15 protein-coding genes are annotated in these 17,765 nt (G+C 65.4%); 12 read left to right on the plus strand and 3 right to left on the minus strand.

Translation table 11 applies throughout. The features are described 5' to 3' along the window. Positions 1-87: 87 nt before the first annotated feature. The gene (locus PMN64_RS16810; RefSeq protein WP_411781426.1) at positions 88-1,005 is read right to left on the minus strand and encodes a LysR family transcriptional regulator; all 918 of its coding nucleotides are present in this window, start codon (positions 1,003-1,005) and stop codon (positions 88-90) included. A 120-nt stretch (positions 1,006-1,125) separates the two neighbouring features. Here PMN64_RS16810 and PMN64_RS16815 point away from each other — a divergent pair, with 120 nt between their 5' ends. The 6 genes from PMN64_RS16815 to PMN64_RS16840 all read left to right on the plus strand — a co-directional run bounded on the left by PMN64_RS16815 (position 1,126) and on the right by PMN64_RS16840 (position 6,680). Beyond that, positions 1,126-1,944 (plus strand): putative hydro-lyase, encoded by an 819-nt coding sequence (locus tag PMN64_RS16815; RefSeq protein ID WP_411781427.1) that lies wholly within the window; start codon positions 1,126-1,128, stop codon positions 1,942-1,944. A gap of 87 nt (positions 1,945-2,031) precedes the next feature. Beyond that, positions 2,032-3,279 carry an ABC transporter substrate-binding protein gene (locus PMN64_RS16820; RefSeq protein WP_026192486.1) on the plus strand — a complete coding sequence of 416 codons (1,248 nt, stop codon included), beginning with the start codon at positions 2,032-2,034 and terminating at the stop codon, positions 3,277-3,279. 129 nt (positions 3,280-3,408) lie between these two features. After that, positions 3,409-4,287, plus strand: coding sequence for a branched-chain amino acid ABC transporter permease (locus PMN64_RS16825; protein WP_026192487.1), 879 nt, complete (start codon positions 3,409-3,411; stop codon positions 4,285-4,287). Then, the gene (locus PMN64_RS16830; protein ID WP_038387989.1) at positions 4,287-5,264 is read left to right on the plus strand and encodes a branched-chain amino acid ABC transporter permease; all 978 of its coding nucleotides are present in this window, start codon (positions 4,287-4,289) and stop codon (positions 5,262-5,264) included. Before PMN64_RS16825 ends, PMN64_RS16830 begins: the two co-directional genes overlap by 1 nt. Continuing rightward, positions 5,261-5,992: an ABC transporter ATP-binding protein gene (locus tag PMN64_RS16835; protein WP_028338762.1), complete on the plus strand. Its 732-nt coding sequence runs from the start codon at positions 5,261-5,263 to the stop codon at positions 5,990-5,992. The genes PMN64_RS16830 and PMN64_RS16835 overlap by 4 nt, the downstream gene beginning before the upstream one ends. Then, positions 5,976-6,680 carry an ABC transporter ATP-binding protein gene (locus PMN64_RS16840; RefSeq protein WP_018270525.1) on the plus strand — a complete coding sequence of 235 codons (705 nt, stop codon included), beginning with the start codon at positions 5,976-5,978 and terminating at the stop codon, positions 6,678-6,680. Before PMN64_RS16835 ends, PMN64_RS16840 begins: the two co-directional genes overlap by 17 nt. 217 nt (positions 6,681-6,897) lie before the next feature. Here the strand turns inward: PMN64_RS16840 and PMN64_RS16845 are convergent, their stop codons facing one another. Together PMN64_RS16845 and PMN64_RS16850 are read right to left on the minus strand one after the other, a co-directional pair. Next, entirely contained in the window at positions 6,898-7,179 is a 282-nt protein-coding gene (locus tag PMN64_RS16845; protein ID WP_051447712.1) for a hypothetical protein, read from the minus strand. A 33-nt stretch (positions 7,180-7,212) separates the two neighbouring features. Then, positions 7,213-7,869: an aldolase gene (locus PMN64_RS16850; RefSeq protein WP_411781428.1), complete on the minus strand. Its 657-nt coding sequence runs from the start codon at positions 7,867-7,869 to the stop codon at positions 7,213-7,215. 178 nt (positions 7,870-8,047) lie between these two features. Between PMN64_RS16850 and ltnD the strand changes: the two genes are divergently transcribed. From ltnD to PMN64_RS16880, 6 genes are all read left to right on the plus strand, one after another. Next, positions 8,048-8,977 carry an L-threonate dehydrogenase gene (gene ltnD, locus PMN64_RS16855; protein ID WP_411781439.1) on the plus strand — a complete coding sequence of 310 codons (930 nt, stop codon included), beginning with the start codon at positions 8,048-8,050 and terminating at the stop codon, positions 8,975-8,977. Positions 8,978-8,989: 12 nt separating this feature from the next. Then, complete coding sequence (otnI, locus tag PMN64_RS16860) at positions 8,990-9,772, plus strand: 2-oxo-tetronate isomerase (protein WP_411781429.1); 783 nt, start codon at positions 8,990-8,992, stop codon at positions 9,770-9,772. Beyond that, the gene (gene otnK, locus PMN64_RS16865; protein WP_411781430.1) at positions 9,769-11,058 is read left to right on the plus strand and encodes a 3-oxo-tetronate kinase; all 1,290 of its coding nucleotides are present in this window, start codon (positions 9,769-9,771) and stop codon (positions 11,056-11,058) included. The genes otnI and otnK overlap by 4 nt, the downstream gene beginning before the upstream one ends. Positions 11,059-11,227: 169 nt before the next feature. Then, the gene (locus PMN64_RS16870) at positions 11,228-12,919 is read left to right on the plus strand and encodes a methyl-accepting chemotaxis protein (protein WP_411781431.1); all 1,692 of its coding nucleotides are present in this window, start codon (positions 11,228-11,230) and stop codon (positions 12,917-12,919) included. Positions 12,920-13,300: 381 nt separating this feature from the next. Next, a complete protein-coding gene (locus tag PMN64_RS16875) occupies positions 13,301-16,480 on the plus strand; it encodes an efflux RND transporter permease subunit (RefSeq protein WP_411781432.1) in 3,180 nt (1,059 codons plus the stop codon). After that, positions 16,467-17,669, plus strand: a complete 1,203-nt coding sequence (locus tag PMN64_RS16880) for an efflux RND transporter periplasmic adaptor subunit (protein ID WP_411781433.1) — start codon at positions 16,467-16,469, stop codon at positions 17,667-17,669. The genes PMN64_RS16875 and PMN64_RS16880 overlap by 14 nt, the downstream gene beginning before the upstream one ends. The last annotated feature ends 96 nt before the right edge of the window (positions 17,670-17,765 follow it).

Here is a 17,765-nt window from a genome sequence, read left to right on the forward strand (position 1 = left end):
TGCGTCAGCATTGAACCCGGAATCTCGAGATTCCGGGTCTGGTCCTTCGGACCATCCCGGAATGACGTTCGATTATCCGGCAATCGTTCAATGACGCGCCACTCTCGCGCCGTCAACCGCCACGCTCGCCTGCGCGATCTGCCTGGCGAGATTGGCGACGCGCTCGATGGCGACCGCATCGGGCGAGGCGAGCCAGCTCGCGGTGAAGGTGAGGGGCGGCAGCTTGAGGTCGGTGTCGAGCAGCAGCAAGCGCCCGTCGGCAAGCTCGTTCTCGACGATCGCGGCCGGGATCACCGCGATGCCAAGCCCTTCATTGGCCATGTGGATCACGGTCGCGAGCGAGGTCGAGGCGTGCAGCCGGATCGGCGGCAGATCGGGGGCGTTGAACAATGCGCGTACGGTCTCGTAGGGCTGGGTCTTGCGCGGAAAGGTGATGATCGGAAACCGCGCCAGGTCCTGCCGCGCCACCGGGCCGTCGCCGAGGCCGAGCGCCGGGCTCGCCAGGAAACCGATCGGGTAATCGCACAGCACATGGTTGTGCGCGCCGGACGCCGAGACCGGCCCAAGCACGAAGGCGAGCTCGATCTCCTGCGCCAGCAGCCGCGCGGTCAGATTGGGCGTGATGTCGACCTCGATCTCCAGCGACAGGTTGGGGTAGATCTCGTTGACGCTCTTGACGAGGCGCGGCAGCCAGGTGTGCACGATGGTCTCCGCGACACCGAGCCGCAGTGCGCCGCGCATCGCCGAACGGTCGCCGACCTCGGCCATCATCTCCGAACGCAGGCCGATCAGCTTCTCGGCATAGATCATCATCAGCCGTCCACTCGGGGTCGGCGAGGCCACCCGGTGGTCGCGGTTGAGCAGCTTGACGCCCATTTCGCGCTCGAGCTGGGCAATGCGCTGGGAGATCGCCGGCTGGGTGGTGTTGAGCCGCTGGGCGGCGCCGCGAAAGCTGCCGAGCTTGACGACCCAAAGGAATGTCTCGATCGAGCGGAAGTCCGTCATTGGAAGCATTTTCCAGATCGATAAATTTGTTTTATCGATTTTGATTAGAAAGGACGATTAGACATTATATCACGCTTGGTGTTGGTTTGTCCTTGTCGAGATTATGGGCAGGAGAATCCCATGACTGTTTTTGCGGCAGTGCAGCGATCTCAAGGGGAACCAGTGCTGGCGAGCGTCGAAGCGCGCCGCGCCTGCCGTGACGGCGTGGCCTCCGCCACCACAGCCGGTCTCGCCAACGGTTTCGTCCAGGGCAATCTCGCGATCCTGCCGGAAAAACTCGCCGGCGCCTTCCACCGCTTCTGCCAGCTCAATCCGAAGCCGTGCCCGATCATCGGCATGTCCGACGTCGGCGATCCCCGCATTCCGGCGCTCGGCCTCGACCTCGACATCCGCACCGACGTGCCGCGCTACCGGGTCTGGCGCGACGGCGAGGTGGCGGACGAGCCGGCCGACATCACCAAATACTGGCGCGACGATCTCGTCACCTTCGTGCTCGGCTGCTCCTACTCGTTTGAAGAGGCGCTGCTGGATGAGGGCCTGCCGATCCGTCACATTGAACGCAATCTGCGTGTGCCAATGTACCGGACCAGTATCGCCTGCAGCCCGTCGGGGCCGTTCGCGGGACCCATGGTGGTGTCGATGCGCCCGTTCAAGCCGGCGGATGCGATCCGCGCGGTGCAGATCACCTCGCGCTTTCCGTCGGTGCATGGCGCGCCGGTCCATCTCGGCCATCCGCATGCGATCGGCATCAAGGATATCGCCAAGCCCGATTACGGCGATGCGGTACCGGTCGCCGACGACGAAATCCCGGTGTTCTGGGCCTGTGGCGTCACGCCGCAATCGGTGATCGCAAGTGCGAAGCTGCCGTTCGCGATCACGCATTCGCCGGGCCTGATGCTGGTGACCGATCTCAGGAACAAGCAGCTCGCTGTGCTCTGAATAGGCAATTCGTGCAATTCATTGAGGCTTTACTGCGCGCTACAAGCGTCACATCGATAATAACAAGCTGACCAAGGGGAAATTTCGATGACGATCTCTCGCCGTAACGTGTTGCTGGGTGCCACTGCCGCCGCGGCGCTCGGTCCGATGGCCGCGCGCGCGCAGGCCAGTGAAGTGGCAATCGGCGTGATCTATCCGCTCTCGGGCGCCAGCGCCCAGATCGGCGTCGACGCGCAGCGCGCGTTCGAGACCGCGGCAGACATCATCAACAAGAATTATGATTTCGCGCTGCCGCTCGCCAAGGGCGAGGGCCTGTCCGGCCTCGGCGGCGCCAAGGTCAAGCTCGTGTTCGCCGACCACCAGGCCGATCCGCAGAAGGGCCGCGCTGAAGCCGAGCGCCTGATCACGCAGGAGAAGGTCTGCGCCGTGATCGGCACCTATCAGAGCGCGGTCGCCGTCACCGTCAGCCAGATCTGCGAGCGCTACGGCGTTCCGTTCCTCTCGGCCGACAATTCCTCGCCGAGCCTGCATCGCCGCGGCCTGAAATACTATTTCCGCGCCTCGCCGCATGACGAGATGTTCTCGACCGCGATGTTCGACTTCTTCGATGCGATGAAGAAGAAGGGCCAGAAGATCGAAACGCTGGCGCTGTTCCACGAGGACACCATCTTCGGCACCGATTCGGCAAACGCGCAGACCAAGCTCGCCGGCGAGCGCGGCTACAAGATCGTGGCCGACATCAAGTACCGCGCCAACTCGCCGTCGCTGACCGCCGAGGTGCAGCAGCTCAAGGCGGCGAATGCCGACGTGCTGATGCCGTCGAGCTACACCACCGACGCGATCCTCCTGGTCAAGACCATGGCCGAGCTCGGCTACAAGCCGAAGAACATCATGGCGCAGGACGCCGGCTTCTCCGAGAAGGCGACCTACGACGCGGTCGGCGACAAGCTCGAGGGCGTGATCTCGCGCGGCAGCTTCTCGCTCGACCTGGCGCAGAAGCGTCCGATGGTCGGTCTCATCAACGAGATGTACCGCGCCAAGTCCGGCAAGGATTTCAACGACTATTCGTCGCGCCAGTTCATGGGCCTGATCGTGATGGCGGACGCCATCAACCGCGCCAAGTCGACCGACGGCGAGAAGATCCGCGAGGCGCTGGTCGCCACCGACATGCCGGGCGATCAAACCATCATGCCGTGGCGGCGCGTCAAGTTCGACGAGATGGGTCAGAACAACTTCGCCGATCCGGTGCTGTTGCAGTACTCCGCGAAGAACTTCGTGACGATCTTCCCGGAACAGGCCGCCGTCTCCGAGGCGATCTGGCCGATGAACAGCTGATCGGTCGGGCGCCAGAGCGTCCGTTCCGATTGTATCGGAACGGAGCTCTGGATTCTTGTTGCGACGCGTTTTCCTAGCGCGAACCGGTATTTACTTCGCTCGAAAACGCTATTGAGGGGACAGACGGCGGTGACAGCCGAGACCATTATCCAGAGTTTGGCGAGTGGCCTGTTGATGGGGCTGCTCTACGGATTGATCGCCGCAGGCCTCGCATTGATCTTCGGATTGATGGACGTCGTGAATTTCGCGCACGGCGAGTTCCTGATGATCGCGATGTACGCGACCTTCTTCCTGTTCGCGTTCTTCGCGATCGATCCCTTGCTTTCGGCGCCGCTGGTCGCCGCGGCGCTGTTCGTGTTCGGCGCGGTGGTCTATCTATTGATCGTCCGCTTCGCGATGCGCGCCAAGGCCAATGCCGGCATGGTGCAGATCTTCTCGACCTTCGGGCTGGCGATCGTGATGCGGGGCCTCGCCCAGTTCTTCTTCACGCCCGACTACCGCAGCGTCACCAACTCCTGGGTCGGCGGCAAGACGGTGTCGATCGCCGGCATCTATCTGCCGGAGCCGCAGCTGATCGGCGCGATGCTGTCGATCGCGGCCTTCGTCGCGCTCTACTTCTTCATCAATCGCACCGATTTCGGCCGCGCGCTCGAGGCGACGCGCGAGGACGCCGGCGCGGTGGCGCTGGTCGGCATCGACAAGAACCGGGTGTTCGCGCTCGGCTGGGGCCTCGGTGCAGCGCTGGTCGGCCTCGCCGGCGCCATCATGGCGATCTTCTTCTACGTCTATCCCGACGTCGGCGCGTCGTTCGCCCTGATCGCCTACGTCACGGTGGCGCTCGGCGGCTTCGGCAGCGTGTTCGGCGCCTTTGCCGGCGGCATTATCGTCGGCCTGGTGGAGGCGACCACCGCGCTGATCCTGCCGCCGTCGCTGAAATCGGTCGGCATCTATGCCGTTTACCTGCTGGTCGTCTTCATCCGCCCGCGTGGCCTGTTCGGATCGATGTGATGGACACCCAGTTCGCCCAACGCCGCAGGCGTGACCTGATCGTGGCGGCCTGCCTCGCGGTGATCGCCGCGCTGGTGCCGCTGTTCGTCAAGGACGTCTACGTCCAGAACATCATGGTGCTGACGCTGATGTACGCGGCGCTGTCGCAGAGCTGGAACATCCTGTCCGGCTATTGCGGACAGATCTCGCTCGGCCATGCGCTTTATTTCGGGCTCGGCGCCTATACCACAGCGCTCCTGTTCACCAAGTTCGGCGTGCTGCCGTGGTTCGGCATGCTGGCCGGCGGGGCGATCTCCGCCTTGATCGCGATGGCGCTCGGCTATCCCTGCTTCCGCCTGCGCGGGCATTACTTCGTGATCGCGACCATCGTGATCGCCGAGATCGCGCTGCTGCTGATCCAGAACTGGGATTGGGCCGGCGCGGCGCTCGGCATCGACATCCCGGTGCGCGGCGACAGCTGGCTGAAATTCCAGTTCACCCGCTCGAAGCTGCCTTACTTCTATTTCGCGCTGGCGCTGGCCTGCGTCGCCTGGTTCGTCACCTGGTGGCTGGAGGATTCCAAATGGGGCTATTGGTGGCGCGCGGTGAAGGACAATCCCGATGCGGCCGAAAGCCTCGGCGTGGTCGTGTTCAATTCCAAGATGGGCGCGGCGGCGGTCTCGGCCTTCCTCGTTGCGGTCGGCGGCAGCTTCTACGCCCAGTTCGTCTCCTACATCGATCCTGAAAGCGTGATGGGCTTCCAGTTCTCGCTGCTGATGGCGCTGCCCGCGGTGTTAGGCGGCATCGGCACCCTGTGGGGGCCGGTGCTCGGCGCGGTCATCCTGATCCCTCTCACCGAGCTGACGCGCTCGTTCATCGGCGGCTCCGGGCGCGGCGTCGACCTCATCGTCTACGGCACGCTGATTGTCGTGATCTCGCTGGCGCTGCCGCGCGGCCTGGTCAGCGTGTTCTCCCTGCGCAAGGGAGCTGCACGATGACGGCGCTTCTGGAAACGCGCGGAGTTTGGCAGCGCTTCGGCGGCCTCGTCGCCAACAGCGACGTCTCGATTTCGGTCGGGCGCGGCGAGATAGTCGGCCTGATCGGCCCGAACGGCGCCGGCAAGTCGACGCTGTTCAACCTGATCGCGGGCGTGCTGCCGCCGACCCAGGGCTCGATCATCTTCGACGGCGAGGACGTGACAAAGCTGCCGGCGGCGGAACGCTGCCAGCGCGGCGTCGGGCGCACCTTCCAGGTGGTCAAGAGTTTTGAGACCATGACCGTGATCGACAACGTCATCGTCGGCGCGCTGATCCGCAACACCAAGATGCGCATCGCGCGGCAGAAGGCCTATGAGGTGCTGGAGTTCTGCGGCCTTGCCGCGCGCGCCGACAAGCTGGCCGCCGACCTCGTCCCGTCGGAGAAGCGCCGGCTCGAGGTCGCCCGCGCGCTCGCCACCGAGCCGAAGCTGCTGCTGCTTGACGAAGTCCTCACCGGACTGACGCCGGTCGAGGCACAGACCGGCGTCGAGCTGGTGCGCAAGGTCCGCGCCACCGGCGTCACCGTGCTGATGGTCGAGCACGTGATGGAGATCGTGATGCCGCTGGTCGACCGCGCCATCGTGCTCAATCTCGGCAAGGTGCTGGTCGAGGGCAAGCCGACCGAGGTCGTCCGCAATCCGGAAGTCATTTCTGCCTATCTCGGGGATCGTCATGCTGTCGGTGCGTGAAGTCACCACCGCCTATCAGGGCCTCGTCGCGATCTCCTCGGTGTCGATCGACGTCACCAAGGGCGAGATCGTCTGCGTCGCCGGCGCCAACGGTGCGGGCAAGTCGACGCTGTTGAAATCGATCGCCGGCGCCGAGCGGCCGCGCGCAGGGACCGTCACCTTCGACGGCAAGCGTATCGACGGCCAGCCGCAGCACGTCATCACGTCAAGCGGCATCGCTTACGTGCCGGAGAACCGCCGGCTGTTTCCGCGGCTCTCGGTGCGCGACAATCTGCGGCTCGGCAGCTATCTCTACCGCAGCCAATCCGACCGCGACGCGCCGCTCGATCTGGTGTTCAAGCTGTTCCCGCGACTCGGCGAACGGCTCGACCAGCGTGCCGAGACCTTGTCCGGCGGCGAGCAGCAGATGCTCGCGATCGGCCGCGCGCTGATGACGCGGCCGCGGCTTCTGATGCTCGACGAACCGTCGCAGGGCATCATGCCGAAACTGGTCGACGAGATCTTCCAGGCCGTGAAGCGCATCCGCGACGCCGGCATGACGGTGCTGATCGTCGAGCAGCGCATGGCCGAATGCCTCGAGATCGCCGACCGCGCCTACATCCTGCAGACCGGCCGCGTGCTGATGCAGGGCACCGCCGCCGAGATCAGCGGCAATCCGGATGTGCGCAAGGCGTATCTGGGGCTGTAGCGACGGAATGTCTCCACGCACACCGCCGTCATCCCCGCGCAAAGGCGAAGCCTTTGTCGCTGGAGGTGCGCGCCTCTTCGGCGCGCCTCGAAGGATGGCCGCAGGCGCGCTTGTGGCCCATCCTTCGAGGCTCGCTGCGCTCGCACCTCAGGATGACGTCAGTGTTTGCGGCGGGAAGCCATGGTTGATGCCTGGCTACCGATCCAGCCCACGGATCCTACTTGTCCTTGCCCTCTTCGACCTTCTCGACTTTGGCGGCAAGATCGGGCACGCGGCTGACGCGATAGGTCGCGTTGCTGCATGTCAGCGTCCAGGCCTCGTTGTCGGGCTTCGAGAGCTTGTCGTCCCGTTCGGCCTTGAGCGGCTTGTCGCAAGGATAGCCCTGCGCGCGCAGCTGGGTTGCCAGCATGCCTTGCAAGGTCTCTTCGGTCCGTGCGTCAGACGCCGCAAGGCCAACGGCGAACGGAACCGCTAACGCCAAGCCTGTGAACCTCATCATGACTGTCTTCCGCATATCGATCCTCCGCTTGATCTAGTGAGGGTGATCCGGCAGCACGAGCCCGAACGTCCTGGTCAAATCCGCCACCTGGTCGGGCGACAAATAGCGCGGGTTCAGCCCGCGCAGCAGCAGATAGAGCTTTGCGGTTTCCTCGAGCTCCTCGGTCGCGAACACCGCCGCTTCCAGCGTATCGCCCGACACCACGGGCCCGTGATTGGCGAGCAGCACCGATGAATATTTCCCGGCCAGCCCCCGGATCGCGTCGGCAACGGCCGGATCGCCGGGGCGATAATAGGGCACCAGCGCGGTCTGGCCGCACTTCATGACGTAATAGGCCGTCATCGGCGGCAGCGCGGCGCGCGGGTCGATCTCCGGCAGCATCGAGAGCGCGACCGAATGGGTCGAGTGCAGGTGCACCACGGCGCCGGCGGAGGCGCGCGTCTGGTAGAGCGCGGTGTGCAGCGGCACTTCCTTGGTCGGGGCGTCGCCGGAGACGAGCCGGCCGTTGCCGTCGAGCCGTGACATTTTCGCCGGATCGAGGAAGCCGAGCGAGGCGTTGGTCGGCGTCACCAGCCAGCCGCCGTCGTCGAGCCGGACGCTGATATTGCCCGAGGACCCCGGCGTCAGGCCGCGCTCGAACAGCGAGCGGCCGAAGCGGCAGATGTCCTCACGAAGCTTTGTTTCGTTCATCCGGTTTCGCTCGCGGCGCCAGCTTTGGCGCTATCCGTTTTCCGCTTTGTCTCATGCTTTGGCAGCGCGGCCAAGCCGTGATAGGCAAGCAGCAACGAGCTTGATCCGGACCCGGAAGGCCGCGCTGGCGCAAAGTGGCGGCCGGTTTTCCGAAAAGGTCATGCTCAAACAACTAAAAATGTTCAGGGATCGCCACATGTCCAGTTCCGCAACATCACGTGTCGCCGTCATCGGGCTGGGCTCGATGGGATACGGCATGGCGACCTCGCTCAGGCGGGCCGGTTTCGAGGTGACCGGCTGCGACGTCACGGCCGATGCGGTGGCGCGCTTCGTCGCCGACGGCGGCAAGGGCGCCAAGTCGCCGGCCGAGGCGGCCCGGGATGCCGACATCGTCGTCAGCGTCGTCGTCAATGCCGCGCAGACTGAAGGGATTCTGTTCGGCAAGGACGGTGTCGCCGAGACCTTGGCCAAGGACGCGGTCTTCATCTCCTCGGCGACCATGGACCCCGATATCGCGCGGCGCCTCGCAAAACAGCTCGAGGCGACCGGTCGGCATTATCTCGACGCCCCGATCTCCGGCGGCGCGCAACGCGCGGCGCAAGGCGAATTGACAATTCTCGCCTCCGGCAGTGCGGCGGCGTTTGCGAAGGCGCGGCCGGCGCTGGATGCGATGGCGGCAAAACTCTACGAGCTCGGCGATGCCGCGGGGCAGGGCGCTGCGTTCAAGATGATCAACCAGCTGCTGGCCGGCGTGCATATCGCGGCCGCCTCCGAGGCGATCGCCTTTGCCGCCAAGCAGGGCCTCGACATCCGCAAGGTGTATGAGGTGATCACCGCCTCCGCCGGCAATTCCTGGATGTTCGAGAACCGCATGCCGCATGTGCTCGACGGCGACTATGCGCCGCGCAGCGCGGTGGAGATCTTCGTCAAGGATCTCGGCATCATCCAGGACATGGCGCGCAATGCACGCTTCCCGGTGCCGGTCTCGGCCGCGGCCTTGCAGATGTTCCTGATGACCGCGGCCGCCGGCATGGGCCGCGACGACGATGCGTCGGTGGCGCGGATGTATGCGCAGGTTACCGGCACCAAGCTTCCAGGCGAGAAATAAGAGGATCTTGCAATGCCCCGTTTTGCCGCCAACCTCACCATGATGTTCAACGAGGTCCCGTTCCTCGACCGCTTCGAGGCGGCGGCGAAAGCGGGCTTCACCGCGGTCGAGTTCCTGTTTCCTTACGACCATCCGGCCGAGGAGGTCGGCAAGCGGCTGAAAGACAATGGGCTGACGCAGGCGCTGTTCAACTTGCCGCCGGGCGACTGGAACGCAGGCGAGAAGGGGTTTGCCGCGCTGCCCGATCGCTTCGCCGACCTCCAGCAAAGCCTGAAGACCGCGCTGCCCTATGTGCAGGCGACCGGCGTCAAGCGGGTGCATCTGATGGCGGGAATAGCCGACCGCAGCGATGCCAGGGCGGTCGCCGCGTTTCGCAAATCGGTCGCCCATGCCGCGGAGTTCTTCGCGCCGCACGGCCTCGACCTCGTGATCGAGCCGATCAATCCGCGCAACGTGCCCGGCTACTTCCTCAACGACTTCATCTTCGCGCGCGATCTGATCAACGAGCTTGGTATCGCGAACCTGAAGCTGCAGTTCGACATCTACCACTGCCAGATCATCCATGGCGACGTCACCATGCGGCTGCGCGAAATGATGCCGATCATCGGCCACATCCAGATTGCGTCGATCCCCTCGCGCAACGAGCCTGACGGCGAGGAGCTGAACTATCCGTTCCTGTTCGGCGAGCTCGACCGGCTCGGCTATGGCGGCTTCGTCGGCTGCGAATACAATCCGCGCGGCAAGACCACCGACGGTCTCGCCTGGTTCAAGCCCTATGCCGGAGTGAAGCCGTGACATCAGCCGGAAAACTGTCTCTTGGCTGCGTCGCCGACGACTATACCGGCGCCTCCGACCTCGCCAACACGCTGACCCGCGCCGGCCTGCGCACGGTGCAGACCATCGGCGTGCCCGCGGACGATCTCGCGCTGCCCGAGGTCGACGCCGTCGTGGTGTCGCTGAAGAGCCGCTCGATCGAGGCCGGCCTCGCCGTGACGCGTTCGCGCGCAGCGGAGGCCTGGCTGCGCGGCCGCGGCGCCAAACATATCCTGTTCAAGATCTGCTCGACCTTCGATTCAACCGATGCCGGCAATATCGGCCCCGTGATGGACGCGCTGCGCGCCGATTCAAGGGATGCCATCGTGCTGGTGACGCCGGCATTCCCGGAGACCGGCCGCACCGTCTACCAGGGCAATCTGTTCGTCGGCTCGGTGCCGCTGAACGAGAGTCCGCTGAAGGACCATCCGCTCAACCCGATGCATGATTCCAATCTGGTTCGCGTGCTGGCGCGGCAAAGCACGACCAAGGTCGGCCTGGTCGATCTGGCGACGCTGAGCCGTGGCGCGGACGCCGTCCGGGCAAAGCTCGCCGAGCTCACGCAAAGCGGCATCGGCGCCGCCATCGTCGATGCGGTGTTCGACCGCGACCTCGAGACTATCGGGCAGGTCGCGCTGGAACACCGTCTTTCGGTCGGCGCTTCCGGGATCGGGCTTGGCCTGGCGCGGGCGCTGGTCGCCGCGAGCAAAGCCAAACCGGACACCGCGGATGCGATGCTGGCGACGCCGGTCGGCGGCGCGGCGGCGTGCCTTGCCGGCAGTTGCTCGCAGGCGACCTTGCGCCAGATCGCCAACGCCGAGAAGGTGATGCCGGTCCTGCACCTCGATCCCGAGCGGGTGGTCGCCGGCAAGGACGAGGCGCAGCGCGCGCTCGCCTGGGCCAGGGACCGGCTCGGGGCGGGGCCGATCCTGATTGCGAGCAGCTCGACCCCGGATGAGGTGGCAGCTGTGCAATCCCGTCATGGTCGCGATGCAGCCGGGCATGCCATCGAACAGGCGATGGCCGACATCGCGGATGGTCTGGTGCAGTCGGGCGTGCACAGGCTGGTGGTCGCCGGTGGTGAAACTTCGGGCGCCGTGGTCGATCGCCTGCGCATCCCTGGATTCCTGGTCGGTGCGGAAATCGCCGCCGGCGTGCCGGTTCTGCGAGCAGTCGGCACCGGGAGAGGCGAGATGGTGCTTGCCCTGAAATCAGGCAATTTCGGCGGGCCGGAGTTTTTCTCGGATGCGCTGGCATTGATGCCTTGATGCGGCTGGCGCGCATCATGCCACGGCGTCGAACAGCGTCTCAGTAGTTCAACGGGGGACCAAATTAACCCTACTTAAGGAGGGGGGCTGGCTTTGATGTCTGCGGCGTCCCGCCGCGCCCCCAGCCATTCGATCGGGCTTCGCGAGCCCGATATCAAGAGACCCCACGATGTTCGCCAAATTCTCGATCCGCGCCAAGATTATTGCCGTGGTTGCGTTCCTGCTTGTCGCGATGACCGGCATGGGCCTGCTCGCGGTCGTGAATTTACGGTCGATCAACGCCAACACCGTCGACATCACGACGAGCTGGCTGCCGAGCGTGCGTGCGCTCGGCGATCTGCGCGCCGGCGTCATCACCTATCGCAACGTCATCCGCGAGCACATGCTGTCCGAGACGCTGGAGGAGAAGCTCGCGCAGGAAAAGACCCTTGCGACCGTGGTCGAAGCCAATACCAAGGTCCGCGCGACCTATGAACCCCTGATCGCATCCCCCGAGGAGCGCGGGCTCTACAATCAATGGGTCGATGCCTGGACCCGCTACAAGAAGGGCACCGAGGAGGTGATGGCGCTGTCGCGCAGGGATGTCGGCAAGATCCAGCACGAAGCGCATGAGCTGAACGCCAAGACCGTGAACAAGATCGGCCTCGAGGCCGACGAGATCCTGCGCAAGGACATCGAGCTCAACAATGCCGGTGCCGACAAGGCGGCGCACGACGCGGCCAACAGCTACGCGTCTGCCGTCATGCTGCTTGCGATGATCCTTGGCGCCGCCATCATCGTCGGCGTCGGCGTCAGCTTCCTGATGATCCGCGACGTCTCGGCCGGCATCGCCTCGATCGTGAGCCCGATGCAGGCGCTGGGCCGCGGCGACCTGACCGCAAACGTCCCGCATCAGAGCGAGAAGACCGAGATCGGCGCGATGGCCGATACGCTGCAGGTGTTCAAGGAAGCCCTGGTCGCCAAGAAGGCGGCCGATGAAGCCGCGGCTGCCGACGCCGAAGCCAAGATCGAGCGCGGCCGCCGGGTCGATACCATCACCCGCAATTTCGAACAGATGATCGGCGAGATCGTGCAGACCGTGTCGTCGGCCTCGACCCAGCTCGAAGCCTCCGCCGGCACGCTGTCGTCGACCGCCCGGCGTTCGCAGGAGCTGACCACGTCGGTTGCCGCCGCGTCCGAGGAGGCCTCGACCAATGTCCAGTCGGTGGCGTCGGCGACCGAGGAGCTGTCGTCGTCGGTGACCGAGATCAGCCGCCAGGTGCAGGAGTCGGCACGGATGGCCGGCGATGCCGTCGGCCAGGCGCGCACCACCAACGATCGCGTCAGCGAGCTGTCGAAGGCCGCCGCGCGGATCGGCGACGTCGTCGAGCTGATCAACACCATTGCCGGCCAGACCAATCTGCTGGCGCTGAACGCGACCATCGAGGCGGCGCGCGCCGGCGAGGCCGGCCGCGGCTTCGCCGTGGTGGCGTCCGAGGTGAAGGCGCTGGCCGAGCAGACCGCCAAGGCGACCGGCGAGATCGGCCAGCAGATCGCCGGCATCCAGACCGCGACCCAGGAGTCGGTCGGCGCGATCAAGGAAATCTCCTCGACCATCGAACGACTGTCGGAGATCTCGTCCACCATTGCCGCCGCGGTCGAAGAGCAGGGCGCGGCGACGCAGGAAATCTCCCGCAACGTGCAGCAGGCGGCGCAGGGCACCCAGCAGGTCTCGGCCAACATCACCGACGTCCAGCATGGCGCCAACGAAACCGGCTCGGCGTCGAGCCAGGTGCTGTCGGCGGCCCAATCGCTCTCGGGCGACAGCAGCCGCCTTAAGGTCGAGGTCAGCAAGTTCCTCGACGCCGTCCGCGCCGCCTGATCCGGCGGCGCCGCTCGGGCGGCCGCCATCCTTCGCGTAACCGATGCCGACGTGGTGGGCCGACCCGGCCCACCACGTTTTACATTTTCGCAGAGCAGCGATGCATTAAGCTCGCGTCGGCCGAAATGGCGTCCTCAGCCGGCTCGCATTCGCAGCAGAGCCGTCTCTTTTTGACGACGATCCGCGCGCGATCGGCGGCACAGCGCCCGGCATGGCCGATCGGAGCGCGCAGCCTCACGCACTATGCCGAGGAAGTGAAAGCCGCCGCGGCTCCGCGGGTTGGCGTTTTGCCCGCCATCGGGTAAATCGGCCGCTGCGGAACGGCTTTTGCAATGTCGATTCCTCTGCCTGGGCGGGCTTCATTTCGGGAATGCTTGTTTTATGATCGCACTGGTCCGTATCGCGCTGAGCCGGCCATATACTTTCGTCGTGCTCGCGATCCTGCTGCTGATTATCGGACCGCTGGCGGCGTTGCGCACGCCGACCGACATCTTCCCGGATATCCGCATCCCCGTGATTGGCGTGGTCTGGCAGTACACCGGCCTGCCGCCGGACCAGATGTCCGGCCGCATCACCACGCCGTTCCAGCGCGCGCTGACCACGACCGTCAACGACATCGAGCACATCGTCGCCAATTCCTATAACGGCGTCGGCATCATCAAGATCTTCTTCCAGCCCAACGTCGACATCCGCACCGCCAATGCGCAGGTCACCGCGATCTCGCAGACCCTGCTCAAGCAGATGCCGCCGGGCGCGACGCCGCCGCTGATCCTGAACTACAGCGCCTCGACGGTTCCGATCATCCAGGTCGCGCTGTCGGGCGAGGGCCTGACCGAGCAGAACCTCGCCGATATCGGCATCAACCAGCTGCGCACGCCGCTGGTCACGGTGCCCGGCGCGGCGATCCCGTATCCGTTCGGCGGCAAGCAGCGCCAGGTCCAGATCGACCTCAATTCGACTGCGCTGCAGGCCCGCGGCCTGTCGGGCCAGGACGTTGCCAACGCGCTCGCCGCACAGAACCTGATCACCCCGGTCGGCACGCAGAAGATCGGTAATTTCGAATACACCATCAACCTCAACAACTCACCGCTGCGGCTCGAGGAGCTCGGCGACCTGCCGATCAAGCAGGTCAACGGCGCGATGGTCTATGTGCGTGACGTCGCCTCGGTCCGCGACGGCAACCCGCCGCAAACCAACATCGTCCATGTCGACGGCAACCGCTCGGTCTTGATGATGGTGCTGAAGGCCGGCGCCACCTCGACGCTCGATATCATCTCCGGCATCAAGCAGAAGGTGATCGAGGTCAAGGACCAGATGCCGGACGCGCTGAAGATCGGCTTCATCGGCGACCAGTCGGTGTTCGTCCGCGGCGCGATCACCGGCGTCGCCTTCGAGGGCGTGATCGCCGCGCTGCTCACCAGCATCATGATCCTCTTGTTCCTCGGCAGCTGGCGCTCGACCGTCATCATCGCGGTGTCGATCCCGCTGTCGGTGCTCGGCGCCATCATCATGCTGTCCCTGATCGGCGAGACGCTGAACATCATGACGCTCGGCGGCCTCGCGCTCGCGGTCGGCATCCTGGTCGACGACGCCACGGTGACGATCGAGAACATCAATTATCACCTTGAGCAGGGCAAACCGGTCGAGCAGTCGATCCTCGACGGCGCCAACCAGATCGTGACGCCGGCCTTCGTCTCGCTGCTCTGCATCTGCATCGTGTTCGTGCCGATGTTCTTCCTCACCGGCGTGGCGCGCTTCCTGTTCGTGCCGATGGCCGAAGCGGTGATGTTCGCGATGATCTGGTCGTTCGTCCTGTCGCGCACCTTGGTGCTGACCATGGCGAACTATTTGCTGCAGGCGCATGTGCATCATGAGGGCGCGCCGCCGAAGTCGCGCAATCCCCTGGTCTGGTTCCAGCGCGGCTTCGAGGCGCGGTTCGAGCGCATCCGCAGCGGCTATCGCGGCCTGCTCGCGATGGCGCTCGGTCACCGCACGGTGTTCGTGAGCTGCTTCCTCGCGGTGGTCGCGGCGTCGTTCCTCTTGGTGCCGTTCCTCGGGCGCAACTTCTTCCCGTCGGTCGACGCCGGCAACATCCTGATGCATGTCCGCACCCAGGTCGGCACCCGCGTCGAGGAGACCGCCAACCAGCTCGCCGACATCCAGAAGGCGATCCGCAAGCTGGTGCCCGGCGAGATCGAGACCATGACCGACAACATCGGCATGCCGATCTCCGGCATCAACATGACCTACAACAACACCGGCGTGATCGGCCCGCAGGACGGCGACATCCAGATCCGCCTGAAGGAAGGCCACAAGCCGACCGAGGAGCATGTCCGCACGCTGCGTGAGCAATTGCCGCGGCTGTTCCCGGGCACCAGCTTCGCGTTCCTGCCGGCCGACATCGTCAGCCAGATCCTGAACTTCGGCGCGCCGGCGCCGATCGATCTGCAGATCCGCGGCGCCAATCTCGATGCCAACTTCGCCTATGCCAACAAGCTGCTGGCCGGGATCAAGCGCATCCCCGGCATCGCCGATGCGCGGATCCAGCAGTCGCCGAACAACCCGACCTTCAACATCGATGTCGACCGCACCCGCGCGCAATATGTCGGCCTGACCGAGCGCGACGTCACCAACTCGCTGGTCGTCAACCTCGCCGGCTCCTCGCAGGTGGCGCCGACCTATTATCTCAATCCCGACAACGGCGTGTCGTATTCGATCGTGATGCAGACGCCGCAATACCAGATCGACTCGCTGAGCGCGCTGCAGACGCTGCCGATCACCGCGACCGGCAACACCCAGGCGCCGATCCTCGGCGGAATCGCCGACATCAAGCGCGCGACCTCGAGCGCGGTGGTGTCGCAATATGACATCCAGTCGCTGGTGCAGATCTACGCCACGACGCAAGGCCGCGATCTCGGCAGCGTCGCGACCGACGTGCGCAAGCTGATCGCCGACACCGCCAAGGAGGTGCCGAAGGGCTCGTCCGTGGTGCTGCTCGGCCAGGTGCAGACCATGAACTCGGCCTTCACCGGCCTCTTGTTCGGCCTGCTCGGCGCGGTCGTGCTGATCTACTTCCTGATCGTCGTGAACTTCCAGTCCTGGTCGGACCCGTTCGTGATCATCACGGCGCTGCCCGCCGCGCTCGCCGGCATCGTCTGGATGCTGTTCACGACGGAGACCACGCTGTCGGTTCCGGCGCTCACCGGCGCCATCATGTGCATGGGCGTGGCGACCGCCAACAGCGTGCTTGTGATCAGCTTCGCCCGCGAGCGCTATGAGGAACTCGGCGATCCCGTCGCGGCGGCCCTGGAGGCCGGCTTCGTCCGGTTCCGCCCCGTGCTGATGACCGCGCTCGCCATGATCATCGGCATGGCGCCGATGGCGCTGGGGCTGGGCGAGGGCGGCGAGCAGAACGCGCCCCTGGGCCGGGCCGTGATCGGCGGCCTGATCTTCGCCACCTTCGCGACGCTGATGTTTGTTCCCGTGGTATTCAGTATGGTACACAAGAAGCAAGGCGCCAAAGCCGCCGCCTCATCGGAGATTCCGCATGCCGCCCACTGAACAGCGCCCCCCGGTCTCACGCCGGAAGCTGGGCATCTTCGGCGTGGTGGCCCTGGTCGGGGCGGGCCTGATCGTCGGCACCGGGATCCGCGCCCGTGAGGAACAGGACACACGGCTGAAGGAATGGACCGACGACCAGGCCATTCCGACCGTTGCGGTGGCGCTGCCCAATGCCAAGGCGCTGAGTCCCACGATCGACCTGCCGGGCCGGCTCGAGGCCTATTCCCGCGCGCCGATCTATGCCCGGGTGTCCGGCTATCTCAAGAACTGGGACGCCGACATCGGCGCCCGCGTCAAGGCCGGCCAGGTGATCGCCGAGATCGAGGCGCCCGACCTCGACCAGCAATTACTGCAGGCGCGCGCCGATCTCGCCAGCGCCCAGGCCTCGGCCAAGCTTTCCGAGGCCACGCTGAACCGGCGCAAGACGCTGGTGGCCTCGAACTTCGTCTCCGCCCAGGAGATCGACGAGCGTACCGCCGACCTCTCCAACAAGAACGGTGCGGTCAAGGCCGGCCAGGCCAATGTCGAGCGGCTGGAAGCGCTCGCCGGTTACAAGAAGATCACGGCGCCGTTCGACGGCGTGGTGACCTCGCGCGACACCGACGTCGGCGCGCTGATCAACGCCGGCGGTAACTCGGGCCCGGCGATGTTCACGATCTCGGACATCACCAAGCTGCGCGTCTATGTCAACGTGCCGCAGAACTACGTCCCGGCGATCAAGATCGGTGCCAAGGCCACGCTGGCACTGCCGGATTACCCGAACCGCGCCTTCCAGGCGACGGTGGAAGCATCCTCGCAGGCGGTCGATGTCGCCTCCGGCACGACGCGGATGCAACTCGGGCTCGACAATTCCTCCGGCGAATTGATGCCGGGCAGCTATGCCAGCGTGAAGCTCAATCTGCAGCGCGAATCCACGCCGCTCAGCATTCCCGCCAGCGCGCTGATCTTCAACAGCAGCGGCCTGCGGGTCGCAACCGTCGGTCCTGACGACAAGGTGCTGTTCAAGACCGTGAAGATCGGCCGCGACCTCGGCAAGGAGATCGAGATCGCCACCGGTCTCGCGCCCGACGACCGCGTCATCACCGCCCCGCCGGACGGACTCGCCGACGGCGACCATGTGCGCGTCACCGGTGCCGGCGCCAAGGGCAAACCGACCACGGCGTCCGAAAAGCAGGACGTGAAGGGGTAGGGGAGGACGGGTAAGTTCGTTCCTGCCTCTCACCTCAAGCCGCTTGCTCTGCCGTCATCCTGAGGTGCGCGCCCTTGCGCGCCTCGAAGGATGGGA

The sequence above is a fragment of the Bradyrhizobium sp. UFLA01-814 genome, from assembly GCF_046718885.1.
GTDB classification, from domain to species: domain Bacteria; phylum Pseudomonadota; class Alphaproteobacteria; order Rhizobiales; family Xanthobacteraceae; genus Bradyrhizobium; species Bradyrhizobium elkanii.